Source organism: Thermococcus sp. 21S9 (assembly GCF_012027635.1).
Taxonomy (GTDB): Archaea; Methanobacteriota_B; Thermococci; order Thermococcales; family Thermococcaceae; genus Thermococcus.
The window spans coordinates 252,646-275,885 of record NZ_SNUS01000001.1; the positions used below are offsets into that span (position 1 = coordinate 252,646).

The following is a 23,240-nucleotide window of genomic DNA, read 5'->3' on the forward strand; positions in this document are numbered from 1 at the left end:
GGGCGGTGGGGTTAATGCTCATACGCGAGGCAAGGCCGGAAGATAGGCCCTTCATCGAGGAGATAGCGAGGCTGACCTGGGACGGCGGGGATTACCTCGCGCGGGTCTTCGACGAGTGGCTCGGGGACAATTTCTATGTCCTTGAAGTGGACGGAAAGGTCGTCGGCACGGCGAAGCTAACCATTCTGCCCGGAAAGGTCGGCTGGCTTGAAGGACTGAGGGTTCATCCCGACTATCGCGGAAGAGGCTACGGGAGGAAGCTCCACGACTTCCTGCTCGGGCTCGGCGAGAGACTCGCGAAGGAAGGGAAAATCGAAGTCCTCGAGTTCGCGACATACTTCCTCAACCGCGAGAGCATCTCGATGGCAGAGAGGACGGGCTTTAGAGTTAAGGCGAAGTTCTTCGTCTTCAGCGCCAAGGTCGGGGATTTTCAACCGGAGGAGCCCGAGAAAATCGAGCCTGAGCTGAGCGACCTGACCCTCGGCCTGATTCCCGTCGGCTGGCGCTTCGTGAGGAGGAGTGAGGAGGCTTTAAACTGGATTCGAGAAAACGCCTACATTTACGACTTCAACGGCTTCCGCTTTCTGGTTTCAAAGAAAGGGGCAACGTTCACGCCCCTCGATGTTGGCCTGGCAACTCTCAAGGCGATGCTTCCGGCGATGGCGTGGGTCGCCAAGGAGCGCGGAAGAGAGGGCTTCGACGTTATGCTTCCGAGCGGGGTCAAACCCCTCCTGCCCGGGCTCAAGAGGCTCGGCCTTCACCTCTGGGACGAGACTGAGGAGCCGAACGTTCTGGTTTTCAGGAAGAGGCTCGTGAAGGGGTGAGAGTATGGAAATAATTCGCCTGACCGAGAAACACCTTCCAGACTTCCAAGAGCTTTACATCGAGTTCTTCCGCGAGCTCAGGGGAAAGCAGGGCTGGAGTCCGCACGCTGAGGCAGAGTACAGAGCAGAGGCAACGCACTACTTCAGACGAGGCGACCTGATATTTCTCGCCATCGAGGAAGAGCCTCTTGGCTTCATCAGGGTTTCAAGCAGGGAGGGCAGTTTCTGGGTTGAAGAGCTCTTCGTAAGGCCCGAGTTCAGGGGGCGGGGAATCGGGCGGGTCCTCGTCGAGCGGGCCGAGGAGGAAGTCAGGAAGCACGACGACGCGCTCTACCTCTTCGTTCTCCCGCAGGACAAAGATGCGATAGCCTTCTGGAAAAAGCTCGGCTACGACGTTATCAACACCGTGGAGCTCGTGAAGGACTTGGAGCACTCGGAGAGGCCGTCCTTCCACACGGTCGAGCTCCTCGGCGGGCCCTTCAAAATCTTCCGCTGGAAAGGCGAGAAGTTCACGGAGGAGGAGAAGCGCTTCATGGAGCTGCTGGAGGAGTTCTACCAGAAGGGTGGGACGAAGGAGGAGTTCCTAAGGCTCGTTAACCGTGCTCTGGAAGGGTGGCTGGAGTGAGGGTTCGTGAGGCTAAGACGGAAGCCGAAAGGGAAGTTGCCTCTGGATAGCCCGCAATCTACCAGAGTGGTTCAACGAGGCGGGCCTAAAGGCGATTGAACGCGACCTGAGAGAGGAAACTACCTTTGTCGCCGTTGAGGGAAGCGACGTCCTCGGCTTCGTGACAGTCAAGCCCGCCAACAGGAAAGCACTCAAAATCCTCTGGATGGCAGTTAGGAGAGAATTAAGGGGCAAAGGTATTGGGACGGAACTGCTCCATTTCGTTGAGAAGTGGGCGAAGGAGAGAGACTTTGAGCTACTCGTCGTCAAGACGTCGGGAGATTTGAGCTACAAGCCCTACGACGAGACGAGGCGCTTCTATGAGCGGAGGGGTTTCGTGAAAATCGCGCTGATAGAGCCGTATCCCGAGTGGGGCGAGCCGGCGCTGATTTACGCGAAGTGTCTCGGAAACGTTTTAAAATCCCGGTTGTAATCTGAACGGGACTTCAAATGCGCTGGAGCGAGATTCCCCGCGACGCTAAGGCCTACATGCTCTACCACACGCTCATCGCTCCCGGCCTGATAGTCTGGATACTCTTCCCGCTCTACCTCATGGAGACCGGCTACTCAATCCTCGAAGTCGGGGCGTTCTTCACCGCTGTAAACATAATCGCGATTCCCCTAACTTATCTCTTCGGCCGGCTCTTCAACCGCTGGGACATCAAGAAGGGCCTTATCGCGATAGACGTTTTAGACGGCATCGCCTACGTTTCCTATGGCCTCGCGAAGGGAGCGATAGCTCCCATCATGCTCTTCGCAGGCAGAACGATTGAAAAGCTCTCGACGGTTCTCTATCCGCTCTACCGAGCCTACGAGCAGGTAATCTATCCGGAGGACAAGTACGAGGAAATCTTCGCCTGGCACCTCCGCCTGCCCGAGCTATCGAGGCTTATCACATTCCCAGTTATGGGCTACATCCTCGGCTACGTCTATCCTGGGCCGGAGAGCTACCGCTGGGCTTTCCTGTTCTTCGGCCTCTTCTCTGCCGTCACTGTGGCTTACATCTGGAAGTTTCTACCCTCCATTGGTCGGGAGGAGCGAATAACGCCGAGAGGCTTCAGCTTCAAGGCCGGCGAGTTCAAGGTCCTCCTCGCCTTCGAGGCGTTGCTGACACTCGCCTGGGAGCTCGCTCCCGAAATCGTGCTGATAAACTACGTCGTCTTCGTGCTCCACAAAACGGTTTTCGAGGTGACGCTGATAGCCTGCGCGAGCAGTTTGGCTTCAATAATGGGAACCTACGCGAGCGAGAGGGTTCCTAAGGGGAAGGGATTCCAGGCGATAGGGGCCGGCATGCTAATTAACGCATTCTACGCGCTTGTGATGGCCCTCTCACCACCCTTTTGGTTCGCCCTCCTCGTCTACGCGGTTGGCGACTTCGGAGGCACCTTCTGGTTCCCATTCTACCGCTCCTGGATGTTCAAGCTGATTCCAAAGGAGAAGGCCAGTGAGTTCCACTCGGCGATATCGAGCTACCGGAAGCTCCTAGGTCTCTTTACACCCTTCGTTGCGGGAGCGCTGGCGAGCCTCCACCCCACACTGCCCTACGCTGTGAGCTTCGGGCTGTTCCTTTTGGCAGGGGCGATGTTCTGGTGGCTTTACAAAGCCAGAAGTTCTCATAGCTAAACCTTAACCGGGGTTCTAAACTTCCACCCGTCTATACTGAAACCGCCCATCCTCTCAAGGACGTGATTTACCAGCGCCTCGACGTTCTCAGTTTTAACGTCTTCCATGGCCCTGAGGAAGAGGGCGACGAAATCATCATCCGGGAAGTCAGGGAAGAGGTAAGCCCTTCTAAAGGCCTCGTCACTGAAGAGACGATGCACCTTACTAGCCGGCGGTGCCTCGACCCGCAAAAACCGGGCGTAGGACTCAAGCGCCCTCTTCAGGGCAAGGTGATACAGATAGGGGTAGCTCGGGTCTCCCCGTTCCTCAGCATCCTTCAGGCTGTCAATGGCGTCCCAGAGAACGTACTTGGCCAGTTCAACTTTCACCGGCTCGGGCTTTGGAAACGGCTTCCTCATGTACTCCTCGACCTCGGCTTGGAGGGCCTCTATGATACCCGTCTTGTCGAAGAGGACTTTCCCTGTGAGGATTATTCTGGCGGTGGCTCTGCTGTTATGGACCAGCTCCTCCTCAAAGTACCTCCTAACGGCCCGCACTGGGTTCGCAAAATACTCAATTAAAACGCCGTCTATGAGGACGTTTCCCCTCTCTCGCCAGTCCGCGTCGTCGGATAGGATTATGTAAACGTCCATGTCCGAGCGGGGAGTTTGAAGGCCGAGAGCGTAGCTCCCTGTGAGGATAGCGGCCTCAACGACCTCGCTCTCTTCCCAGGACTTGAGGAACTTTCTGAGGGCAACTTCCCAGGGACGCACCGCAAATCACCCCCCGTAAAGCATCGCGTAGACCTCCTCAAGGCTCGGCTCTGCCCTTTTAATCTCCTCAACCCTCAGGCCAGCTTTCACGAGGAGGGCGTTCACCTCCGACGGCTCGGCGTTCCTCAGGGCTATGTAACCCTTCACGACCTCCGGGGAATAACCCTTCTCCCGGAGAACCGCTATGGCCCTCTCAACGTCGGCCACCTTCACGAGGACGGCCTCTTCCGTCGGGGCACTTCTCCTGAACTCCTCAAGGTTTCCGGAGAAGAGAACCCGGCCCTCGCGGATTACCGTCACGGTGTCGCAGACCTCATCGACGTCGCTGAGGATATGCGTTGAGAAAACGATGGAGGCGTTGTTCTTCCTCGCGTACTCCCTCAGGAACCGCTTGAACCTCAGCCTCCACTCAGGGTCGAGGCCCCTCGTCGGCTCGTCGAGGATTAGAACCTCTGGGCGTCCAAGAAAGGCTCGCGCTATCGCAACCCTCCTCCGCGTCCCGCTTGATAAAGCCGAAACCTTCTTTTTGGCGTATTCTTCAAGCTCGAAGAAGTCGAGGAGCTCTCTAAGCTCATCCTCGTCGTAAACTCCCTTCAGCAGGGCGTAGCGCCTGAGGTTGTCGAGGACAGTGAGGTTTGGATAGAGGAGGTCGTACTCCTGGAGGTAGCCGATTTTAGCCCTCACCTCCGGGTTCTTGAGCGGGTTGACTCCGAGCACCTCAACCCTGCCGGAGTCGGGGACGAGGAGACCGAGAATAAGGCGAAAGGTTGTTGTCTTGCCGGCCCCGTTGTGGCCGAGGTAGGCGTGGATTTCGCCCGGCTTTACTGTTAAGCTTACTCCGCGGAGGACTTCCCTTCCCCTTATGGCCTTCCGAACGTTCTCAAGGACCATCATGAAACCACCTCAGACGAGCACCATCCTCTCGGCGAGGCGGTCGCCCAGGGACCTCACGATTGAGAGTGATGGAATTGAAACCCCAGCCGAGATGGCAAGGGATAATACGAGGGCGAGCTTCAGGGACAGAACGTTTCCAAAGTATTTCGGGACGTAGAGGGGAACGATGAACGCCACGAAACCCACGGCAACCTTCAGGACGCTGAACCACGCAGACTGGAAGAGGAGCGTTGTTAGAATCACGAGGAACGTGAAAGTGAAGAGCAAGGGCATTGAAATCAGCAGTCCGGAGAGCATAACCGTTAGTGGAATGTGAGTTCCGCTGTATTCCGCCAAAAACAGGCCAGCAACACCACCCAGAAGAATCCCCGTTACTTCAATGACGAACCCGGCAAGCGTTTTGAGTATGAGGAGGCGCGTGGGAGGAAACGGGAGCGAGAGAAGGAGCTCGTGAATGCCAAGGAGCTTCTCCCGGAAAACCGTCCCGCTGAAGAAGAGTGGGAACATTATGGCGAGTGAAACGCTTGCAAGGCCGACGATTGTCCCGCTCGAAACGGGGAACCAGCTGGACAGCCAGTAGATTGTCGCCGTTACCCAGGGAATGGAAATCAGGTTAAGCCCTACCTGCTTCGCGGTGTACTTGACCTCCTCGCGGAGCTGGGTGAGTGTCAAAGCCATAGTCCCACCGACCCGAAAAGATGTCCTGAATTTCACGTTTGCCAACTGTATTTTGTTAGAGAAGAGTTAAAAGATTAACCCAAGCGAGGGATAAAACAGAGATAAGAGCCTGTCAGAACTCAGGAATCCTTATCGGCGCCTGGAGCTCCTTCTCGTTCTTCTCGAGGTTGGTCGCAAGCATTCTGATTCTCTCGCAACCCTTGATTTCCCGAATGAACTCGGCGACGCTCCTCGGCACCAAATCTTCCCAGGGTTTGCCCTCGACCATGCGCTTCCTTATCTCCGTCGCCGAGAGGATGTCCTTCCTGAACATCGGCTGAACGATGACCTCGTAGCCCTTCTCGCGGAAGAGCTGGGCGACGAGCGAGTTCCCGGTGAAAACGACGTCGAAGCGAGGCACCATGCTCACCACGTAGGTTGCCCAGATGGCGTTGAAGTTTATGTCCGGGAGCGGAATCAGGTAGTAGCGCTTCTTTGGGAACTTCGCCTCGTCGAGGGCCCTTATCAGCATCTCCATCCTCTCGCTCGTCGTGAAGGGGTTCTTTAGGGTATGGCTTGCCTGTGCACTTCCGATTCCGATGATGACCTCGTCCACCTGCGAGAAGACAAATTCGAGCGCCTTCATGTGCCCGTTGTGGACGGGCTGAAAACGACCGACGAAGAGACCGCGCTTCATTCAATCACCTCCGATGAGCTTCACCCTCACCCTATCCCCAACCTTCAGGCCGAGCCTCTCACTCGCATTCCCCTGGTTGACGGCAATCTCAAGGTAGTCGTGGCTTCCAGGAAGGGCGAGCAGTTCTCCGGGCTTTACGTAGCCGTAGGCCTCTCTGTAAGGAATCCTCAGCCCGAAGTCGGGGAGCTCAACCGCCTCCGGCCTTCCGTAGTTCTCAAGGTTGAGTATAACGTTGCCGAAGTCGTCCACGTAGATTACCTTCAGAATCCAGAGGTCGCCTTCCTTCTTTGGTTCAACGTCGAGCTTGACGAGGGAATCGAGCGGAATCTCCTCCGCGAACTTCTCTGGAGGAACTCCTTTCTCGATGAGCGCGCCGGCGGGACCGAACACATCCCTCCCGTGGAAGGTAGAGCTAATCCTCCAGCCGGTGAAGCGCTTAATCCTCTCGAAGTCTATCTCCCAGGCGCGTTTCGGGGTTATGTGCTTGAGCGGAAGCGTTGCCAGCCCGTTGTCCGGGACGACCAACCACTGGTCGCCCTCGATGATTACCGCCTTCCTCTCGGTTCCGACGCCGGGGTCTATGACGCCGACGTGAACCGTTCCCTCGGGGGAGTACTTGACGACCTGCTCCATGACGAAGGAACCCTCGATTATCGAGTGCCTCGTCACCGCGTGGGTGACGTCGACGAGTTTAGCCTTCGGGTTGACGCGGAGCATCGCTACCTTCATCTCGCCGACGTATGGGCCCCTAAGGCCAAAGTCCGTCGTCAGCGTTATCATTCACACCACCCAAAGTTTAATTAACAGCCTTGACTTTAAAGGGTTTGGAGATGAAGGTGAAGAGAACGGCCGTCCTTCTGGCTCTCGCACTTATCGTGGTCGCTTCAGGTTGCCTCGTCAAGCCACCGGCAAAGGTTACATTCTCGATTGACAAGACAACCGTACCGCCCGGGGGGACGTTCCACATAATAGTCACCGTTAATAACACGGGGAAGGTTGGACTCGTCGGGGCCACGCTAATCCTGGGCAACGACAACTTCCAGATAGTCCAGGAGCCGAGGTTCCCACCTATTCTGAAGGTCGGTCAATCAACCCAGCTCGTCTGGATAATCCGCGCCCCATCGAAGCCGGGGATATACACACTGCAGGTGTCCCTTGAACTGAGGGACGAGCTCAAGAGAACCTGGACTGGTTTCTACGGCCACTTCAGGATAACCGTCTCCACTGAAGAAAACGTCCCGGTAAAGCTCGCGCTGAACGTGAGCGCACCCAAGACGGTCTTTGGGGGGGAGGACGTACCGGTAACGGTCAGGATAACGAACGAGTACGATGAGGAAGTCGAGCTTCTGAAGGTCAGCTTCGTGCCCCTCCAGGGAATGAGCGTTCTGGGTGCACCGACACCCCCAAAGATACTCCCGCCCGGGGGTAACGTGACGCTGAGGTATACCTTCAAGGCACCCTACGCCTACCGCGATGGCTTCGTCTCGGTTCTCGTCCAGTACAGGGTTGGAACGGCCGAGAAAAGCATGGCAAAGAGCTTCAAGATTAAGGTCATATGGCAACCCTGGAGGGCAACTGAAGAACAGCTGAGGGAAGCGTACGGGAAGAACTACGCCTGGACGGCCAGCGGACACATAGTTGATAGGTACTGGGAGGAGAAGTACAACTCCAGTTCATACTTCAACGCGACGGCCTTCAAGCCAGCGACCCTTGCGATAATCGGGAACGCGAGTTCGGAGTACCAGGCAGCGCTTGAGCTTTACAAGTGGATTAACGCGGTGTACAACTTCACTGGCAACACCACGACCCTCAATCCAAAGGAACTTCTGAGGATGGAGCAGATAAGCCCGAAGGAAGCCCAGATTTTAATAACCGCAATGCTCCGCTCCATAAACATCCCCGCAAGGGTTGTGAGCCTGTACAACGGGGTTGACTGCACGCTCCATCCCATCACCGAGTTCTACACAGGAGACGGCTGGTACGTGATTGACTTCCGCCACAACTTCATAGGAACGCTCGACGAGTACCTCGCCAGCCCGTACTTCCCGAGGGTTTACCAGCTCGTGACGATGAAAGGTTACCGCCTCGTGGCCCTTAAGTACGGCACGGGACTTCACGACCACGTTGACGTCACAGACCAGTTCACGAACGACCTCGAAGACCGGCTCATGAACGTAATCATGAACCGTGTAAAGCCATCCCTGCGCTCCAAGCTGGACCTTGTTCTCAACGGCCTGAACGAACAGGAAAGGCTCTACGCACTGTTCCTCTTCGCTTCCGCGCCAAACGACGCCGAGCTTAACGAGGTTCTGGCGGAGTGGAGCGTCGACAAAATCCAGAAAAACATAAAAGTCATGTACGAGTTCTACAGGGACATACCCTGGCGCGATGATTTCACCTACTACTGGAGGGTCTTCACGGGTGAGGTGTGATGATAGTCGTGCTGAGACTCGGTCACAGGCCGGAACGGGACAAGAGAATAACAACCCACGTGGCTTTGACGGCGAGGGCATTCGGAGCCGATAAAATCATAATCTCGGCGGAGGAAGACGAGCACGTTCGGGAGAGCGTCGAGGACGTCGTGAGGCGCTGGGGCGGGCCGTTCGAGATAGAGTTCAACCCCAGCTGGAAGAAAATCCTGAGGGAGTGGCGCGAGAAAGGTATTATAGTCCACCTGACGATGTACGGAATCCACATAGACGACGCGATGCCGAAGCTGAAGAAGGAGCTGAAGGCCGGAAAGGACTTCCTAATCGTCGTCGGTGCCGAGAAGGTTCCGAGAGATGTTTACGAGCTGGCCCACTACAACGTGGCAGTCGGCAACCAGCCCCACAGCGAGGTGGCGGCTTTAGCGGTTTTCCTCGACAGGCTTCTCGACGGCGAGGGCCTGAGAAAGGAGTTCGAGGGAGCGAAGCTCAAAATAATCCCGCAGGAGAGGGGGAAGAAGGTAATCCAGCTCGACGGGTGAAGGAAATGGTCCTCAACAAGTATCGAGAGAACGTCAGGGGTTACCTTGAGGCGATAGTCAAACCCCTCGCAAAGGCCGGACTGACGCCGAACGCGGTAACTGTGATAGGTCTCCTCATAAGCCTCCTCGCGGCCTACCTCTACTACCTCCGCGAGCCGAGGCTGGCAGCTTTAACCCTCCTCGTAGGCTCGCTCGTCGATGCCCTCGACGGAACGCTGGCGAGACTGACCGGAAAGACGAGTCGCTTCGGGGCGTTCCTCGACTCGACCTTCGACAGGATAAGCGACGGCGCGGTGCTCTTTGGGATAGCACTCGGCTCTCTCGCCGACTGGCGCATTGCCTTCCTGACGTTCATGGGGAGCTACCTCGTCAGCTACGAGCGTTGCAGGGCCGAGCTGGCCGGTTCAGGGAAGCTCGCAGTGGGTATAGCCGAAAGGGCGGAGAGACTGATAATCCTGATGGTTTTCTCGTTCCTCGGGGCGGAATACGTCAGGTACGGCGTCTACATCGTTGGAATACTCGCGTGGATAACCGTCGTCCAGAGGTTTTACGTCGCCTACCAGAGGCTGAAGTGAAGAAGAGGGGAATGACGAAAATTTCGCTACACGAGGCTCCGCCGATGAAGAGCCCTGCCGTTACTGACCCCTATCATTTTTCCATCAGGCCCTTCACTATTTCAACGACGTCGCTGAGTTTCGAAACGACGAAGTCGCAGTTGCCCCAGAGTTCTCTCTTCTCACCCTTCGGGTCGAGGAGGACGCTGAGCATTCCAACGTTCTTGGCCCCAACGCAGTCCTTCCCCGGGTTGTCGCCGACGTAGAGAGCCTCCTCCGGCTTTACACCCGCCTTTTCGAGGGCCAGCCTGAAGGGCCTCGGGTGGGGCTTGAAGTAGCCAGCTTCCTCGCTGGTGGTTATCGAGTCGAAGAGGTCGTAGATTCCGAGTGCTTTTAAGTGGCTCTCGATGTAGTCGTTGTCCGAGTCGGTTATGATTCCCACGTGGAGGCCGAGCGTCTTGAGGGCCTTAATCGTCTCAACGGCATCGGGGAAGAGTTCCCCATAGCGAGCGTGCATCTCAAGGCTGATTTCCCAGAAGTCCTCGGGGACGGGGAAGCCGTATTTTTCAGCGACGCGCCTTAAAGCTTTCGTATCGACCTCGCGGATTTTCCTCGCTTCCTTGCCTGCCAGCTCGCTGAAGAGCTTTGAGCTCTCCTCCTCGTAGGCCCTCCAGACGGTTTCGGCGTCAAGGTCGGCGTTCGCCCTCCTGAGGACCTCGCGGATTATGTTGAGGTGCGTTACGTTTTCTCCCTCTTTGGTTATGAGCGTCCCGACGAAGTCGAAGAATACCGCCTTCATTCCCACCACCGGTTTAGGTTCTCGGCCGGCGTTAAAACGCTTCCCGCCGGGAAGACGAATCTCTGCCGAAAATTTTTCGACAAATTGTAGTTATGACGGAAAAAGTTGAGAAAGGCTTTTATCCGGGGACGACTTCCTATGGCTGGAGGTGAAGAAAATCGAGGCGATACTCCTCGTCTGGGGCGTTAGGGACGAGGTTTTGGAGCAAATACCCGTGGAGGGCTTCTGGCTCTACGGGGAGTACGACTTCATAGCCAGGGTGGACTTCGCGAGCGAGAGTGAGATGGAAGAGTTTGAAAAAGCCCTGAGGCGGTTAATCAACGGCAACACCTTCAAGCTCATGCCTGTCAAGCTTTCAGCCGTTAAGAGGGAAGTCGACGGGGAAGAGACGATAGCGCTCCTTGAGAGCGTCAAAGCTTCGGCCCCATGATTCCTTTCTTCTTCAGCTCCTCGTAGGCCCTCCTGAGGGCGTCCCTTATAAGGTAGCGCTTGTTCAGACCACCGAGTCTGTAGGCGGCTTTCCTAAGGCTCCCGGTTTTGAGGAAAAGCTCTATCAGCGTCCTGTCCTCCTTCGGAAGGTCGAGGTATTTCAGGGCTTTCTCGGCTATCTCGACCGGCAGGTTGCCCTCATAGGCGTAGTCCGAGCTCATAACCGGTTTGTCAAACTTCTCCACGAGGCGGAAGACTATCACGTGGGCCTTGGAGTCGTCGTTCACGTACTTGTAGTGCTCTTTCAAAGCCCTAATCAGCTCCTCCCTGCTGGAAAAGCCGTCGAGGAATGCATCTTCGTCGGTGAGCTCCTTCACCGTTTTGCTCTCGACCCTCTCGATTACGGCCTTTCCGAGGGCGTAACCGCCGGCGTGGATTAGGACGGTGTCGCCCTCCCTGAGGTTCGGTTTTCTGCCCAGCCTGACGGTTGCCCTCTTCTTCCCCTTCAGTATCGCATCGGCATAGCGACCATCGAACTCGAGGTGCTTCATCGCCCCTCACCGATGAGCTTGAACTTTATGGCTATGACACCGTAGCGGTTCTCCTTCCACTTGGGGTAGAGGTTGTGGAACCTCTTCACGGCCCTCTCGAAGCTCGGCTCGTCGGGAAAGATTTTCTTTATCGGCTCCTGCCGGAGGACCTGTCGGAAGGTCTCGTAGCGCTTGACCTCGGTAACAACGGCCGGAATCGAGTCGTTGAAGATGAGCTTGTCCCCGGGCTGAATCTTTCTCAGCTGAGGGTAAGCGACGCGAACCTCTATCCTCTTCTGGCCGGACTTTATGAAGTCCAGGTACTCGTCCCTGACGAACAGTCTGTAAACCTTCATCTTCGCTCCCGAAAAAAGTTCGGGGAAACTTTTAAAGGCTTTGGGGCGTAACTTTATTGGGAGGGACCATGAGAAGGGCTCAGACGGCACTGGAATACCTCTTCATGCTCGCGGCGGTTCTCGTGCTCGTACTGGTGGCTGCAAGGGTTATTCTAAACTCCATGCAGGACCTCAACAGGAACGTTAACAACTACGTTGACTCCGTAAGGAAGCAACTCCTTGAAAACCTGTGAGGTGAAAGTATGGAAACGATTCCACTTTTAGCAGGGTTAGTCATGGGTTTGGTGACCTCCTACACCGACCTGAAGACCGGTTTTATCTTCGACAACCACGTTTCCGTTCTTTTAGCACTCGTCGGGAAGCTTCTCGGCTGGGATGAGGGCGAGGAAGAGATTTCCCTCCCGAAGTGGCTCGTCAAACTGCCGGTCCCGGCCGTGGAAGTTGGCATAATCTACTACCTCTACAAGGGACTGAGTGAGGGTAGCGTTCTGGTCGCGCTCTCGGGAATAATAGCCCTGTTCGTGGGGCTGATTCTCGGCCTGCTCCTCTTCTACATTGGAGCCTGGGCAAGCGGTGACGCCATCATCTTGGCAGGTTTCTCCGCGCTCCTGCCTTACCCCCCTGACACGGCAAGGATAGTCGCCCCGTACTACATCCACTACCCGCTTTATCCGATAGCGATTCTCCTCAACGGTCTCATAGCTGTGTTCCCGTTCATTTTCATCTACGCTTTCGGTGTAATAATAGCAAGAAAGCGCTTCTCCGAACTCAGGGAGATATTCGTTTCCGGCGCCGGCCTCACCGTAGAGCTGTCCCTCTGGATTATGGGTGCCCTGGGAGTAAAGGTCATCCTTGAGGAGGGACTCGGCGTATCATTGAACCTCATCCTTGGCTGGCTCCTCGCGATAGTCCTCATAACAATCTTCGGCAAGCTCAGGAGAATCGGTGATGTCGCCGGAGCGCTTGTCCTGGTGTATCTCCTCTACCTCTCCCCCGAAAACACACTACTGGCGTTCCTGAGGCTCCTCGCGTTCCTCTACGCCTTCAAGGTGTTCCTGGCACTCGTCAAGTTCATAAGGTGGGAGGTTCTCGTGGAGGAAGTGCCGGTTGAGGAGCTAAGGGAATGGGACATTCTTGGGGAGACCGTCTTCGAGAAGGACGGGGAAATCGGACGCGACAGGACGGACCCCTTCGAGAGGCTCAAGGTCGCGCTCCTGAAGGCGGACCTTTCGCTCCTAAAGCCGGACCACGGAAAGGTCATAGCATCACCAACGGCGGAGGGACTAACGAAGGAGCAGATTGAGAAACTCAAACGGCTCGTGGAGGAGGGGAAGCTGGAGAACAGGTTCCTTAGAAAGAAGGCGATGCCCTTTGCCCCGGCGATATTCCTCGGCTTCCTGATAAGCTACTTCATCGGCGACATCTTTTGGTGGCTTGAGCTCAAGCTGATGGGCCTTTAAAGTTTTAAGGCCTTCTCCCAATTCTCTCCTGGCCCGGCGCCCGCCCTCCCTGGGGAATCGTGAACCGGGGGTTCCGGTCGGGCCGACAGGGGGATGACGAGCTTTTGCTTTGCCGAGCGGTGAGGAGCACGCCCTTCACCGACCCCTTATCAGTCCCTCGACTATCTCCCTGACTTCCCTCAGGCTCTCGACGACGTGGTCGCCTTCGACTCCCTCATGCGGGTTTATCGCTATCGCAACGTCCGCCTCGCGGAACATGCTGAGGTCGTTGAAGCCGTCGCCGACCGCTATTGTCAGTTCCGGCTTAAGCTCCTCCTTGAGCCTTCTGAGTATCGCGCCCTTCCCCTCGAAGTCAACCCTTGGAATGACGCCTGCGACTTTCCCGTCCTCAAAGATTAGCTCGTTGGCGAAAACGTAGTCGGCTTTAAGCTCCCTCACGACCCTTCCAGCCAAACACATCAGTCCGCTCGAGAGGAGGGCTATTTTGAAGCCGTTCTCGCGCAGGAACTCCATCAGCTCAAAGGCGTAGTCGTTGTACTCGACCGAGTCTGCCCACTCGAGGATTTCCTCTTTCCTCCGGCCAATCCAGAGCGAGGCGTCTAACTCGGCCCACTTCGCGTAGTCAATCTTTCCTGCGAAGAAGAGCTCCGCGTACTCCTTCCCCTTCTCCCACGTGCCGAACTTCTTGTGGAGCTCGACCCAGCTCGAGCGCGCCTTTACAAGGGTCCCCTCAACGTCGAACGCGATAAGCCTCATTCTATCACCGGGTTATGGAGAGGAAAGGAGCTTAAAAGCCTACTCCCTCCAGCCGTGTTCTCCGATGAGGGGCACGAAGGCAACGCCCCCGTGGTTCTTCACCTTAATTGAGCCATCTTCGAGCTTGATTACCTCGAGCAAATCCTGCCAGAGGTGGTAGCTTCCGACGGGGATTATGAGCTTTCCCCCGGGCTTGAGCTGTTCCACAAGGGGCTTTGGTATGTCCGGTGCTCCGGCCGTTACGATAATCCTGTCGTAGGGAGCCTTCGGCGGGAAGCCGAGCGTCCCGTCGCCGGGAATAACGTGGACGTTTTTTACACCGGCGCGCTCCAGGTTTCGCCTCGCGAACTCAACCAGCTCGGGAATTCTCTCTATGGTGTAGACGTCGGTCTTGACGAGCTCGGCTATAAGAGAAGCGTTCCACCCGCTCCCTGTTCCTATTTCCAGGACGTTCATGCCGGGTTTGAGTTCGGCCAGCTCGAGCATTATCGCGACCATGTGGGGAGCGCTTATCGTCTGTCCGGCCGGAATCGGCAACGGCTCGTCAAGGTGGGCGTACTTCCGGTATTTATCCTCCACGAAGAGGTAGCGGGGGTACTTTAGAAAGGCCCGTTTAACCGCTTCGCTCCGTATGATTCCCTCGCGAACGAGGTTCTCAACGGTTCTCCTCCAGAGCCCGTCAAGGTTCATGGAAACCCCCGCAAAGGTTAGGAAGAAGAGAATAAAAGGGTCACGACGACCTGGCCTGATACCATGCGATTCCTATTATTATGCCAGCACCCAGCACAACACCGATGAACAGCCATATTAGCTTGGTTTTGAGGGGAGTGTACGGGACGCTGGTCGTTGTAGTCGTGGTGATGGTCTTTATGCTCGTATGGGTCTGAGTTTTGGTGGTGGTCATCGTGATTGTGGAGTTCATAGTCTTGGTAACCGTGCTGGGAGTTGGGGTAACTGTCGTCTTGTTCTCCTCTGCCTGACTGCTTGCAACGGTTATGGCAAAACTGGTTTCGTTCACGACACCCGGAACCGAGACCACCGCTATCTTGAATGATTTCTCTCCCGGAGTGTAAGGGATGACTATGAAGCTCAGGGTACTCTCGTTGCCCGGTTTGATGTACAGCGGGATTGAAATTCTGCTTCCACTGGCGAAGACGTTGCCGGAGGATGCCATAGCAACCCCGGGTGGGACGGTCAACGTCAGATTCGCCGGAAGGGTCTCGTCACCGAGGTTCCTAACGAGCACAGTGAGGTTAACGGGCCGGTACAGGGGAGCACTGGAAGGCGCTGAGACGTTGAGGGAGTACGCTACCGTGGTTGGCTCAACCTTCAGCGTTAGCTCGTTGGAGGAGAACCTGAGAAGGGTGTATCCTCCACAGGCAAGCTCATAGGGCGCCATGGCGGAAACGGTAACCCTGCCGACCGAGACGTTGCCGGACTTCATGGGAAGGACTACGAACTTAAACTCCTTCTTTTCCCCGGGCGCCAGGGCCCTGAGGAAGAACTCCGTGCCAGAGAGCACCTTAACATCGCCGGGAATGAACCTGACGGTCAGGTTGGACAGTGCGACGTTGCCGGTGTTTTCAACCTCGGCGGTGAGCATCACCGGGAGGTACTGCCTCGCCGTTCCCCCCTTAAGAGACACGAGGACGTTGGCGACTTTCTCAGGTGAGGGTAGCTCGTCGGGGTTAATGAAGCTCGCGAACTGGACGGTTCCGTTGGCCTCTATGGAGAGGGGAACAACGGTGAGTCCCTGGTGGTACAGGAGGGTTGATACGTTGGAAACCACGAGGGAAGCCGAGGTTATGACGGCCTGACAGGGATTGAGCAGGGACACGTGGAGCTTGTTCCCAATGTGGTAGTCATAGCGGAACACGTAGGGCCCAAGGGTCTTGGTCTGGCCTGGGGAAAGGGAGAACACATCGTTTGGAGCTATTGTGAGGTTCATTGCAACGCCGAGGAAGTGCACATCGACCTTCGTGTAGTTGAGGCCGACCAGGTCTTCAACCTTTACAAGGAACGGGCCGATGACACTCTCGTTTCCAACTGATATTGGGTACGTCACGTTGTCATAGGAGAAGAACACGGTTTCAACGAAACCGCTGGTCGTGTTCTCAACCTTCGCGCCGGTGAAAGTCACTGTCCTGCCGGCAAACGAGAAGCTTTCGTTGAGCTTTAAATAGCCCGAATAAACCGGGAGAAAGCCGGAAACGTTCGCTATAAGGTTCTTGAACTTGAAGGATGACTTAAAAGTCTCACTTTCGTTCCCGTAGCTAACCCTCAGCTCAACACCATCCTTGCTGACGGAGAGAACCTCTATCCTGTAAGGGCCGAGGGTAACGTTCTGACCGGGTAGAACGTAGGAGAACTCCGTTGAGAGGAAGACAAGGGACCGCGAACCGAGGAAAACCCTCCTAAATGTCAGGTTCATCGGGCCAAGGGTAAGGTTGCCTCCGAGCGGGAGCTTCGTCATTCCAGTCCAGTTGGGGGTCGAAACGTCAAGAAGGAGTGAACCGTCCTCAGGCGAAACGTCCGTGATGGTGACAGTGTAGTTCCCAACGCCCACGGTGGATGGCACTTCCAAGTAGCCCGTGAACGTTGACGCCCCGACGAAAGGCAGGAGAAGGATGAACAGGAGCGCAATCAGTTTTTTCATGGAATCACCCCCAGCATGGTCAGTAGAGGAGCAACGAGCTGGGTCGTTCCTCCACCCATGCCCATCATCTTCTCCATGAGGCTCTGGCCGAGGTACATCCCGACAGCGAATATCCACGCGAGTATGACGAAGTACCTCGCGGAGCCAAGGATGTGGCCACCGTCAGCGAGCTTAATGACCATTGCAGCGAGGAGGGAGTGGAGAATCATAAGGGCGAGCATTATGTAGGTCAGGAACGTCATTCCCGAGGGCGGAATCACGTGGATGAGGTCTCCTATGTAGTTGTTGACGGAGTTGATGTTCATCTGGGAGAACATCTGGCTTATCGAGACCGCAACCTGGAACGATGCGGCTAGGGAGAACGCGAAGGCACCTGTCAGACCGTAGATTATGCCTATGAAGCTCGCTATGCTCTGCTGTCTCTTCCTCCTGAGGCGGACGAGCCTCTCAAAGTTCCTGCTGATGATAAGGCCAACGTAATCCGGCTCCGCACCCATCCTGAGGCTCTCGCGGAATATCTCTGAGAATATACCGATTAACCAGCTCCCCGTTCCCGCTATGAAGAAGTCCCAGGCCCTGTCCCTATCGACACGGATGGCGAGTCTCCTGTAAAGGGCCTTGATGTCGTCGGTGAGCGAACCGAAGTCGTGGGCGCTCAGGTACTTGAGAACGAGCACGAGCGAGGCACCGCTCGCGGCAAGGGATGAGCTGAGACTCCTTATGAATGCTGGGAAGTTCTCGTCCTTTCTGAATATGGACTTCTCCTCCTTGTCCACAACACGCCCGAGGTAGTAGAATGGAGTAAGCACCAGGGCGACCGCAAAGGGCGTGGGGAGGGCAAAGCGTGGCTTCACGATAAGCACGTAGACGAGGGCCGTAATAATCATGCCCATGAACGAGTAAATCGCGGCGCGCTTTATACGCTCCCTGCGCGGGTCCCGTATTCCCCTGCTGTCGGCCCATATCGGGTCTTCCGGCATCCTGAACTTGACGACGAGGAGTATTCCCAGCTCTGCCGCGAGGGTCATGGCAACGGCGTAGAGGCCCATCCTGCCGATGTCCATACCGGTGATTATCGGACCTATGATGACGAACGAGGCTATGAAGACAACAGAGATGATGATTGACTCGTAAATCTCCTTGAAGATGTCGAGGTCGTAGAGGGCGCCCTCATAGAAGGTCTGGTAGTCGTCCATGACGGTCTGCTGTTCCTGGAAGAGGTACTCCTTCAGGTCAACACCGCTGTCAAGGGAGTAAGCCAGCCTGTCAAGGAAGTCGGCGAACATCTGGCTTGGGGTCCTCCTCGCGAGAAAGCGGAAGGCTTCTGGCATCGAGAGGTGGAGCCTGTTGACTATGGTGTGAACCTTTTTGAGCTCGCTCGCTATTGCACCGAGCTTCGGGTCACTGGCGAGAATCTTGATGAGGTCGGAACGTCCCATCTCGCTCGTTGAGAGCACGGCGAAATAGGTTATGAAGTACGGCATCTTCGAGTTGATTGATATCTTCTTCGAGTCGGCTACGATGTAGGGGTAAACTGCCGCGTAGATAAGGAGGATTAGAGGAATCATGAAGAGGAGAACCTTTATCCCCGTGGGAATCGGGAAAATCCTCGCCATTAGACCGACGACTATAAACAGGACTGCCGAGATTGCCATGTAGGGCAGTAGAACCTTCCTAAGGTATGTTTCCATGTTTAGGTCGGCCTTGGTGAAGATGCTGATTTTCTCGCTGGCCATGGGCATCACCTCAGACCCTGAAGCTCAAGCCCTCAAGCCCCCTGAGGTAGAAGGCCTTGATTTCCTTGTAAACGTCCCAGTAGTTGGTTATGCCAAGCTCAACCATTCTCTGGAGGATTCTCGCACGGAGGAACAGCTCGTTGTAGATGTCCTTGGGGTCTTCGTAACCGGCAATCTCCGCTATCTTTCTCTCGAGGATGTACGAGTTGTTGAAACCACGGAAGATGTGCCTGTCGGCCACGGGGTCCCACTCAAAGACGTTCCTCGTAGCGACACCGCCGAGCTCCTCGTAATAACCTTCAATCTCGACGACGCTCACCGTTCTCCTCAGGAACTTGCCCCTGACGTAGACCGCCTGCTGGAACACGGCTATGTTGAGGTTGTCTATGAACGTTATCGGAACGTTTATCGGATGACCCGTGAAACGCTGTATCATCTTCTTAACGTCACCGGCGTGGAAGGTACTCATAACCGGGTGACCGGTTTGCATTGCCTGGAAAGCTATAGCACCCTCGGCACCACGAATCTCACCGACGATGATGTAGTTCGGCCTTGAACGCAAAGCCGCTTTGAGTAGGTCGAAGAGCGTGACCCTGCTCTCCTCGGGACCGCGCTCACGTGTGATGAGCCTCTGCCAGACGGGGTGGGGAACCTGAACCTCAGGCGTATCCTCTGCGGTGAATATCTTCGAACCCGGCTTGATGAAGGGAATAATGGAGTTGAGGAGGGTAGTCTTACCGGAAGCGGTCTCACCACAGACGAAGACACTCATACCGTACTCAAGGGCTATCCAGAGGTAGGCGGCAACCTCCGCACTGAGCGTTCCCCAAGCTATCAGCTGGGTGATGCTTATCGGCGTCGCCGAGAACTTACGGATTGTCGCGCTCGGACCCTTAATGGAGATGTCCGGTGAGTAGATGATGTTTATACGGGAGCCGTCTGGTAGGGCACCGTCAACTATCGGGTTCCTGTCGCTGACGGGCCTTCCAATGCGCTCCGATATGTTCTTGAAGTAGTCAGCGAGCTTAACGTCGTCGCCGAAGGTTATGTTGGTCTGCATCATCTCGAATATCTTGTGGACAAGGGAGACGTTGTTGGCACCGATGATGTGGATATCCTCAATGTACGGGTCCCTGGCGAGGGGCTCAAGGGGTCCGATACCTATGATGTCCCTCTTGATGAGATAGCGGAACTTCTCCATTTCGTCCTTGGTTATAACGAAGCGCTGACCCTTGCCGAGGGGACCACCTTTTCCAGATTTGACGAGGCCCAGCACTGCCTCATCGAAGAGCGCATCGAGGAACCTCTCGAACTCCTCCTGCTCCTCGGGGATGTCCCTCGTGGGCGCAAGCTCAAGGATTTTGTCGCGGATTTTGTTGTACTTCTCCTCCTCTTCCCTGCTCTCAATCCTTGGCTCAATGACGATGTAGCGCTTCTCAGCAGTGGCAGGGTCGGCGTAGATGTGAATGAAGATGGGGTCTCCCACTGGGTAGATGATGTTGGGGTACATTATCTCCTTCATGTCCCTGCTGAGCTGGGCGTGGAACTCTGGCATCTTGCCGTACTTCTTCCTAAACTGGTCAACGTACTTGCGAAGGTGGGGGTTCCTCGCCATTGCCTCCTCAAGGGTGTCACTGACAACCTGCGCCATATCACACCACCGCCGCTATCTCTACTATCAGCCCCACCTTCGGCTCAACGCGGAAGGGTATAATCTTCTGGAAGACGCCCTTGGCGTTGTTGTACTTGACTATGGTTGCGGAATTCTTCAGGTCGCCACCGAAGACCTTCACGCTCAGCCTTATGAGCATCGTCGAGGCCTCTTCAAGGACGAAGAGCGAGTCGCGGTCAATTTCCTCGGTGTTCGCGGTGAGTATAATCACCTTGTCAAGGGAGGCCATCTTCTTCACGTAGAGGAGGAAGTCCCTAACGGCAGACGGGTCCTGCTCGCGAGAGAGGAGGGATGAGAATGAATCGATTATCATTATGTCCGGCTCCCAGAGACGGGGCTCGCCAAAGAGCCTGCTCAGGAACTTTCTCTTCTCGCTCACACCGCTCAGGAGGGGATAAAGGGAGACGAATATGAGCTTCTTTCTGATTAGAAAGGGGATTATACCGTAACCGAGGGACTCCATCTGCTTTATGTACTCAACGGTGGTGTACTGGCTGGAGATGTAGCTTGCGGTGTAGCCGTTCATGAGGAACCCGTAGAGGAGCCTCTGGACGAAGATGGACTTACCGCTACCCCTGTCACCTTCAACGAGCATTATGGTTCCGGCGGGGATTCCACCGCCGAGACGCCTGTGGAGCTCATCGCCCTTCAGCTCTATCTTGAGCAGTTCCTCGACCAATGTGACCACCACCGTCTCGCTTTATTTTAGCCCATCAATCTCACGGAGCCTTGAAGATGAACGTGCGCTTCTTACCGTTCTCAAGGACCACTGTAAGGGTGTAGGTGTCGTTCGACGTCAGGGGCGTTCCAAGGGTGACGTTTATGGCACCGACCGCATAGGGGGGAAGCTTGGTTATTTCGGTAGTCGCGTACGGGTCAAGGAACGTCAGGTTGCTGGGGGGTATCAGGACGCCATTTATCATAACCTGCACCGCGTTGGAGGTGAACGGTATTACAGTGTCCCCAATGTTTTTGATATAAAACGTATAGTTAACTGGGGTCTTTGAGAGGTTGGAGTGGGGAATGTTGTTGGGGTCGTTTATTATCGCAAAGTCAGTCCTCAGCTTGTTGGCGAGCATCGCCCCGTTGTCGCTGATACCCTGGGCTATGTCGTTGGTGACGTAGGCCAGGGCACCTGCCACGCTTCCGGCGACGAGTATCGCCACGATGAACATTATGAGTTCACTCGCTGGCCCGCCTGCTGCCATCAGCTCACCTCCGTTGGACAGCCTCTCGATTCAGAGACATAGACAGCGTGATTGGCGCTGTCGTAATGCCAGGTAAACCGAATCCAGCATCCATCACCAAATATCACTGAGAGGTTGTGAACATCGGAGTTCAGGGGAATATACGTCACGTTAAGGAGGACATGCTGACCTGGGAGCACATAGGTATAATCATCCAGGAAGCTAACATTGTCATCTTTGATATTGTACAGGGTCACATATTTGCCATCATAAATACCAGTCCAATGAGGGGCATACATCGTGACTCCCTGGTTGTCGATAGCCAGTGTGAGGTTGTAGTAAGTGCTCGTGTTGCGAAAGCTACTAAGACCACCGTTAAGTGCGGAGAGAGTGTTCAATTGGTTAAGACGGAGGTTATACCAATATTCCTGGGCGGCCTGCACATTGGAATACGCATTGTCCCAAGCAGTGTAGAGCGTCCCAGCCACCATTAAAAATGAAATGAAAATTATCGCTGCACTCGCTGAGACGCTGAATCCCATAGGCCGCCCCCCGGATTGCTCCTTTAGATGCCGTAGAACTCATCGAGCGTCTTCTCCAGCATCTTGATTTCTCTCTCAAGCTTGTCGAGGACGTTCCTGTTAATCCTGAGTCCCCTGAGGCGCTCGATGAAGAGCAGGCTTATGAGGTGGTCCTGAACGGTGAGCTTTTCAGCGGGCTTCCACTCTGGGTCCCTGTGGTGCGGTCTGGTGCCCTTGGCGTAGCGGAGCAACTGGTTGAGCACCTCCTCGCTTATCCAGCCGATTTCGTAGTAGAACTCAAGGACACGCTCGAGGTTCTGTATGCCGACCCTGTCAATGAGGAATCCGAGCCACTTGAGCGCTATCATGGTGGAAACGATGTCCTCGGGTAGTTTCTCAAGCCTGGCCTTCCTTGGCTCCTCCTCGAAGAGAAGGCTCGCGATGTCCTCGGGAATCTGGAGCTTTTCAGCCATGTCAACACCACCTTCCTCCTTCTTTTCTTCAACAACTTCATGAGCGGGAACCTCTTCAATCGAAACTTCACCAACTTCCTCAGGAAGGGCTTCCGCGACTTCCTCAGCCCCTTCCTCTGGGGCTTCAACTACTTCAAACTCCTCGGGGGTCTCAACTCCCCCAACCTCTTCTGCCTCAGGAACCTCGGGAACCTCTTCAGGGATTTCCTGCACCTCTTCAGCCTCTTCGGAAGGAGCTTCCGACGGAATCTCCTCAACTTCCTCGACGGTTTCCACTTCCTCCTCGCTGGGAACCTCTTCAACCACCTCTACCTCTGAGACCTCTTCACCGGGAGCTTCTGGAATCTCCTGAACCTCCTCGCCAACCTCGGGAACTTCCTCGATGGCTTCCTCAGCACCGGCCTCCGTCTGTGCGAGTTCCGCCTGGGCCTCGGCAACGGCCTGCTCCGCCGCGGCGAGTTCCTCTTCGCTGACCTCCTCCCCGGCCTCAATTTTGGCCTGGAGCTCCTCAAGCCTCTCCTGTGCCTCTTCAAGCTTCTCGCTGGCGGTTTTTTCCTCGACCTTCTCCGCAAGCTCCTCAACTTTCTTGTGGAGCTCATCAAGTTTCTCCACGAGTTCGGAGGGAGCCTCTTCCTTCTCTTCCTCTTCCTCGAGGAGTTCCTCAAGCTTTCCAATCTTCTCGTGGACTTCCTCAACCTTCTTCGAGACGGATTCGGCCTTCTTCTCGTGAACGTCGAACTTGGCCGTTTCAAGGGTCTCAACGAGCCTGCTCAACTGCATACTGAGGTCAGTGAGCCGTTTGCCCAGCTCGTCAACGCGCTTGCTGAGCTGTTCGTACTTGGTCACCTGGTTGCCGTAGGTCTCGAGGACCTTCTGGATTATCTTCTCAAGCTGTTCGTAGGTGAGGTTCTCCTTTCTGGCTATCAGCTTCTCCCTGAGGTCGTTGATAATGACGCTGGGAACCTTGCCCTTGAGCTCGGCCAGCTTTGCGTTGATGTCAGCCTCGGTGACGAGCCTTGTCATCTCCATGCT

Annotated in this window: 27 protein-coding genes; 10 read left to right on the top strand and 17 right to left on the bottom strand. The window is 55.6% G+C overall.

What is annotated here, in order from left to right; all coding sequences use genetic code 11:
• Positions 1–14: 14 nt before the first annotated feature.
• The 4 genes from E3E28_RS01505 to E3E28_RS01520 all read left to right on the top strand — a co-directional run bounded on the left by E3E28_RS01505 (position 15) and on the right by E3E28_RS01520 (position 3,111).
• Complete coding sequence (locus E3E28_RS01505; RefSeq protein ID WP_167913764.1) at positions 15–824, top strand: GNAT family N-acetyltransferase; 810 nt, start codon at positions 15–17, stop codon at positions 822–824.
• A gap of 4 nt (positions 825–828) precedes the next feature.
• The gene (locus E3E28_RS01510) at positions 829–1,449 is read left to right on the top strand and encodes a GNAT family N-acetyltransferase (RefSeq protein WP_167913765.1); all 621 of its coding nucleotides are present in this window, start codon (positions 829–831) and stop codon (positions 1,447–1,449) included.
• A gap of 106 nt (positions 1,450–1,555) precedes the next feature.
• Positions 1,556–1,921, top strand: a complete 366-nt coding sequence (locus tag E3E28_RS01515; RefSeq protein ID WP_206203837.1) for a GNAT family N-acetyltransferase — start codon at positions 1,556–1,558, stop codon at positions 1,919–1,921.
• 17 nt (positions 1,922–1,938) lie between these two features.
• Positions 1,939–3,111: an MFS transporter gene (locus tag E3E28_RS01520; RefSeq protein ID WP_167913766.1), complete on the top strand. Its 1,173-nt coding sequence runs from the start codon at positions 1,939–1,941 to the stop codon at positions 3,109–3,111.
• Here E3E28_RS01520 and E3E28_RS01525 read toward each other — a convergent pair.
• The 5 genes from E3E28_RS01525 to E3E28_RS01545 all read right to left on the bottom strand — a co-directional run bounded on the left by E3E28_RS01525 (position 3,108) and on the right by E3E28_RS01545 (position 6,891).
• A complete protein-coding gene (locus E3E28_RS01525; RefSeq protein ID WP_167913767.1) occupies positions 3,108–3,863 on the bottom strand; it encodes a nucleotidyltransferase domain-containing protein in 756 nt (251 codons plus the stop codon). The genes E3E28_RS01520 and E3E28_RS01525 overlap by 4 nt on opposite strands.
• A 6-nt stretch (positions 3,864–3,869) precedes the next feature.
• Positions 3,870–4,757, bottom strand: coding sequence for an ABC transporter ATP-binding protein (locus E3E28_RS01530; protein ID WP_240921636.1), 888 nt, complete (start codon positions 4,755–4,757; stop codon positions 3,870–3,872).
• Between the two features lie 9 nt (positions 4,758–4,766).
• Positions 4,767–5,435, bottom strand: a complete 669-nt coding sequence (locus tag E3E28_RS01535) for a hypothetical protein (protein ID WP_167913768.1) — start codon at positions 5,433–5,435, stop codon at positions 4,767–4,769.
• Positions 5,436–5,547: 112 nt separating this feature from the next.
• Positions 5,548–6,111: a nicotinamide-nucleotide adenylyltransferase gene (locus E3E28_RS01540; RefSeq protein ID WP_167913769.1), complete on the bottom strand. Its 564-nt coding sequence runs from the start codon at positions 6,109–6,111 to the stop codon at positions 5,548–5,550.
• Positions 6,112–6,891, bottom strand: coding sequence for an S-adenosyl-l-methionine hydroxide adenosyltransferase family protein (locus tag E3E28_RS01545; RefSeq protein WP_167913770.1), 780 nt, complete (start codon positions 6,889–6,891; stop codon positions 6,112–6,114).
• Between the two features lie 50 nt (positions 6,892–6,941).
• On the opposite strand from E3E28_RS01545, the gene E3E28_RS01550 reads away from it, so the two are divergent.
• The 3 genes from E3E28_RS01550 to pgsA are packed head-to-tail and all read left to right on the top strand — an operon-like array spanning position 6,942 to position 9,654.
• Positions 6,942–8,543 (top strand): transglutaminase domain-containing protein, encoded by a 1,602-nt coding sequence (locus tag E3E28_RS01550; RefSeq protein WP_167915089.1) that lies wholly within the window; start codon positions 6,942–6,944, stop codon positions 8,541–8,543.
• Complete coding sequence (locus tag E3E28_RS01555) at positions 8,543–9,079, top strand: tRNA (cytidine(56)-2'-O)-methyltransferase (RefSeq protein ID WP_167913771.1); 537 nt, start codon at positions 8,543–8,545, stop codon at positions 9,077–9,079. Before E3E28_RS01550 ends, E3E28_RS01555 begins: the two co-directional genes overlap by 1 nt.
• Positions 9,080–9,084: 5 nt before the next feature.
• On the top strand, positions 9,085–9,654 hold the full coding sequence (pgsA, locus tag E3E28_RS01560; RefSeq protein WP_167913772.1) for an archaetidylinositol phosphate synthase: 570 nt from the start codon (positions 9,085–9,087) through the stop codon (positions 9,652–9,654).
• A gap of 73 nt (positions 9,655–9,727) precedes the next feature.
• On the opposite strand, the gene E3E28_RS01565 is transcribed toward pgsA, so the two are convergent.
• A complete protein-coding gene (locus tag E3E28_RS01565; RefSeq protein WP_167915090.1) occupies positions 9,728–10,432 on the bottom strand; it encodes a TIGR02253 family HAD-type hydrolase in 705 nt (234 codons plus the stop codon).
• Positions 10,433–10,580: 148 nt separating this feature from the next.
• Between E3E28_RS01565 and E3E28_RS01570 the strand changes: the two genes are divergently transcribed.
• Positions 10,581–10,862, top strand: coding sequence for a hypothetical protein (locus E3E28_RS01570; protein ID WP_167913773.1), 282 nt, complete (start codon positions 10,581–10,583; stop codon positions 10,860–10,862).
• Here E3E28_RS01570 and E3E28_RS01575 read toward each other — a convergent pair.
• Both E3E28_RS01575 and E3E28_RS01580 read right to left on the bottom strand, forming a co-directional pair.
• Positions 10,843–11,412 carry an ASCH domain-containing protein gene (locus E3E28_RS01575; RefSeq protein WP_167913774.1) on the bottom strand — a complete coding sequence of 190 codons (570 nt, stop codon included), beginning with the start codon at positions 11,410–11,412 and terminating at the stop codon, positions 10,843–10,845. The genes E3E28_RS01570 and E3E28_RS01575 overlap by 20 nt on opposite strands.
• Positions 11,409–11,747: an ASCH domain-containing protein gene (locus E3E28_RS01580; RefSeq protein ID WP_167913775.1), complete on the bottom strand. Its 339-nt coding sequence runs from the start codon at positions 11,745–11,747 to the stop codon at positions 11,409–11,411. Before E3E28_RS01580 ends, E3E28_RS01575 begins: the two co-directional genes overlap by 4 nt.
• 68 nt (positions 11,748–11,815) lie before the next feature.
• On the opposite strand from E3E28_RS01580, the gene E3E28_RS01585 reads away from it, so the two are divergent.
• Both E3E28_RS01585 and E3E28_RS01590 read left to right on the top strand, forming a co-directional pair.
• Positions 11,816–11,980: a class III signal peptide-containing protein gene (locus E3E28_RS01585; RefSeq protein ID WP_167913776.1), complete on the top strand. Its 165-nt coding sequence runs from the start codon at positions 11,816–11,818 to the stop codon at positions 11,978–11,980.
• Between the two features lie 9 nt (positions 11,981–11,989).
• Entirely contained in the window at positions 11,990–13,207 is a 1,218-nt protein-coding gene (locus tag E3E28_RS01590) for an A24 family peptidase C-terminal domain-containing protein (protein WP_167913777.1), read from the top strand.
• A 135-nt stretch (positions 13,208–13,342) separates the two neighbouring features.
• On the opposite strand, the gene E3E28_RS01595 is transcribed toward E3E28_RS01590, so the two are convergent.
• Genes E3E28_RS01595 through E3E28_RS01635 form a run of 9 tightly spaced genes read right to left on the bottom strand, consistent with a single transcriptional unit; the run spans position 13,343 to position 23,237 of the window.
• Complete coding sequence (locus tag E3E28_RS01595; protein ID WP_167913778.1) at positions 13,343–13,963, bottom strand: HAD-IB family phosphatase; 621 nt, start codon at positions 13,961–13,963, stop codon at positions 13,343–13,345.
• Between the two features lie 39 nt (positions 13,964–14,002).
• On the bottom strand, positions 14,003–14,653 hold the full coding sequence (locus E3E28_RS01600) for a protein-L-isoaspartate(D-aspartate) O-methyltransferase (protein ID WP_167913779.1): 651 nt from the start codon (positions 14,651–14,653) through the stop codon (positions 14,003–14,005).
• Positions 14,654–14,693: 40 nt separating this feature from the next.
• Positions 14,694–16,619, bottom strand: coding sequence for a hypothetical protein (locus E3E28_RS01605; protein WP_167913780.1), 1,926 nt, complete (start codon positions 16,617–16,619; stop codon positions 14,694–14,696).
• Positions 16,616–18,355, bottom strand: a complete 1,740-nt coding sequence (gene flaJ, locus E3E28_RS01610) for an archaellar assembly protein FlaJ (RefSeq protein ID WP_167915091.1) — start codon at positions 18,353–18,355, stop codon at positions 16,616–16,618. Before flaJ ends, E3E28_RS01605 begins: the two co-directional genes overlap by 4 nt.
• A gap of 10 nt (positions 18,356–18,365) precedes the next feature.
• Complete coding sequence (locus E3E28_RS01615; protein ID WP_167913781.1) at positions 18,366–20,006, bottom strand: type II/IV secretion system ATPase subunit; 1,641 nt, start codon at positions 20,004–20,006, stop codon at positions 18,366–18,368.
• A 1-nt stretch (position 20,007) separates the two neighbouring features.
• A complete protein-coding gene (locus E3E28_RS01620) occupies positions 20,008–20,706 on the bottom strand; it encodes an ATPase domain-containing protein (protein ID WP_167915092.1) in 699 nt (232 codons plus the stop codon).
• 40 nt (positions 20,707–20,746) lie between these two features.
• Positions 20,747–21,235 carry a flagellar protein G gene (locus E3E28_RS01625; RefSeq protein ID WP_167913782.1) on the bottom strand — a complete coding sequence of 163 codons (489 nt, stop codon included), beginning with the start codon at positions 21,233–21,235 and terminating at the stop codon, positions 20,747–20,749.
• Complete coding sequence (locus tag E3E28_RS01630; RefSeq protein WP_167913783.1) at positions 21,235–21,756, bottom strand: flagella; 522 nt, start codon at positions 21,754–21,756, stop codon at positions 21,235–21,237. The genes E3E28_RS01625 and E3E28_RS01630 overlap by 1 nt, the downstream gene beginning before the upstream one ends.
• A 23-nt stretch (positions 21,757–21,779) precedes the next feature.
• Complete coding sequence (locus E3E28_RS01635; protein WP_167913784.1) at positions 21,780–23,237, bottom strand: FlaD/FlaE family flagellar protein; 1,458 nt, start codon at positions 23,235–23,237, stop codon at positions 21,780–21,782.
• Positions 23,238–23,240 lie beyond the last annotated feature (3 nt).

Coding starts and splice junctions, on each gene's coding strand:
- E3E28_RS01505 (WP_167913764.1), top strand. CDS start 15: ATGCTCATACGCGAGGCAAGGCCGGAAGATAGGCCCTTCATCGAGGAG.
- E3E28_RS01510 (WP_167913765.1), top strand. CDS start 829: ATGGAAATAATTCGCCTGACCGAGAAACACCTTCCAGACTTCCAAGAG.
- E3E28_RS01520 (WP_167913766.1), top strand. CDS start 1,939: ATGCGCTGGAGCGAGATTCCCCGCGACGCTAAGGCCTACATGCTCTAC.
- E3E28_RS01530 (WP_240921636.1), bottom strand. CDS start 4,757: ATGATGGTCCTTGAGAACGTTCGGAAGGCCATAAGGGGAAGGGAAGTC.
- E3E28_RS01535 (WP_167913768.1), bottom strand. CDS start 5,435: ATGGCTTTGACACTCACCCAGCTCCGCGAGGAGGTCAAGTACACCGCG.
- E3E28_RS01540 (WP_167913769.1), bottom strand. CDS start 6,111: ATGAAGCGCGGTCTCTTCGTCGGTCGTTTTCAGCCCGTCCACAACGGG.
- E3E28_RS01545 (WP_167913770.1), bottom strand. CDS start 6,891: ATGATAACGCTGACGACGGACTTTGGCCTTAGGGGCCCATACGTCGGC.
- E3E28_RS01550 (WP_167915089.1), top strand. CDS start 6,942: ATGAAGGTGAAGAGAACGGCCGTCCTTCTGGCTCTCGCACTTATCGTG.
- E3E28_RS01555 (WP_167913771.1), top strand. CDS start 8,543: ATGATAGTCGTGCTGAGACTCGGTCACAGGCCGGAACGGGACAAGAGA.
- pgsA (WP_167913772.1), top strand. CDS start 9,085: ATGGTCCTCAACAAGTATCGAGAGAACGTCAGGGGTTACCTTGAGGCG.
- E3E28_RS01565 (WP_167915090.1), bottom strand. CDS start 10,432: ATGAAGGCGGTATTCTTCGACTTCGTCGGGACGCTCATAACCAAAGAG.
- E3E28_RS01575 (WP_167913774.1), bottom strand. CDS start 11,412: ATGAAGCACCTCGAGTTCGATGGTCGCTATGCCGATGCGATACTGAAG.
- E3E28_RS01580 (WP_167913775.1), bottom strand. CDS start 11,747: ATGAAGGTTTACAGACTGTTCGTCAGGGACGAGTACCTGGACTTCATA.
- E3E28_RS01585 (WP_167913776.1), top strand. CDS start 11,816: ATGAGAAGGGCTCAGACGGCACTGGAATACCTCTTCATGCTCGCGGCG.
- E3E28_RS01590 (WP_167913777.1), top strand. CDS start 11,990: ATGGAAACGATTCCACTTTTAGCAGGGTTAGTCATGGGTTTGGTGACC.
- E3E28_RS01595 (WP_167913778.1), bottom strand. CDS start 13,963: ATGAGGCTTATCGCGTTCGACGTTGAGGGGACCCTTGTAAAGGCGCGC.
- E3E28_RS01600 (WP_167913779.1), bottom strand. CDS start 14,653: ATGAACCTTGACGGGCTCTGGAGGAGAACCGTTGAGAACCTCGTTCGC.
- E3E28_RS01605 (WP_167913780.1), bottom strand. CDS start 16,619: ATGAAAAAACTGATTGCGCTCCTGTTCATCCTTCTCCTGCCTTTCGTC.
- flaJ (WP_167915091.1), bottom strand. CDS start 18,355: ATGGCCAGCGAGAAAATCAGCATCTTCACCAAGGCCGACCTAAACATG.
- E3E28_RS01615 (WP_167913781.1), bottom strand. CDS start 20,006: ATGGCGCAGGTTGTCAGTGACACCCTTGAGGAGGCAATGGCGAGGAAC.
- E3E28_RS01625 (WP_167913782.1), bottom strand. CDS start 21,235: ATGGCAGCAGGCGGGCCAGCGAGTGAACTCATAATGTTCATCGTGGCG.
- E3E28_RS01630 (WP_167913783.1), bottom strand. CDS start 21,756: ATGGGATTCAGCGTCTCAGCGAGTGCAGCGATAATTTTCATTTCATTT.
- E3E28_RS01635 (WP_167913784.1), bottom strand. CDS start 23,237: ATGGAGATGACAAGGCTCGTCACCGAGGCTGACATCAACGCAAAGCTG.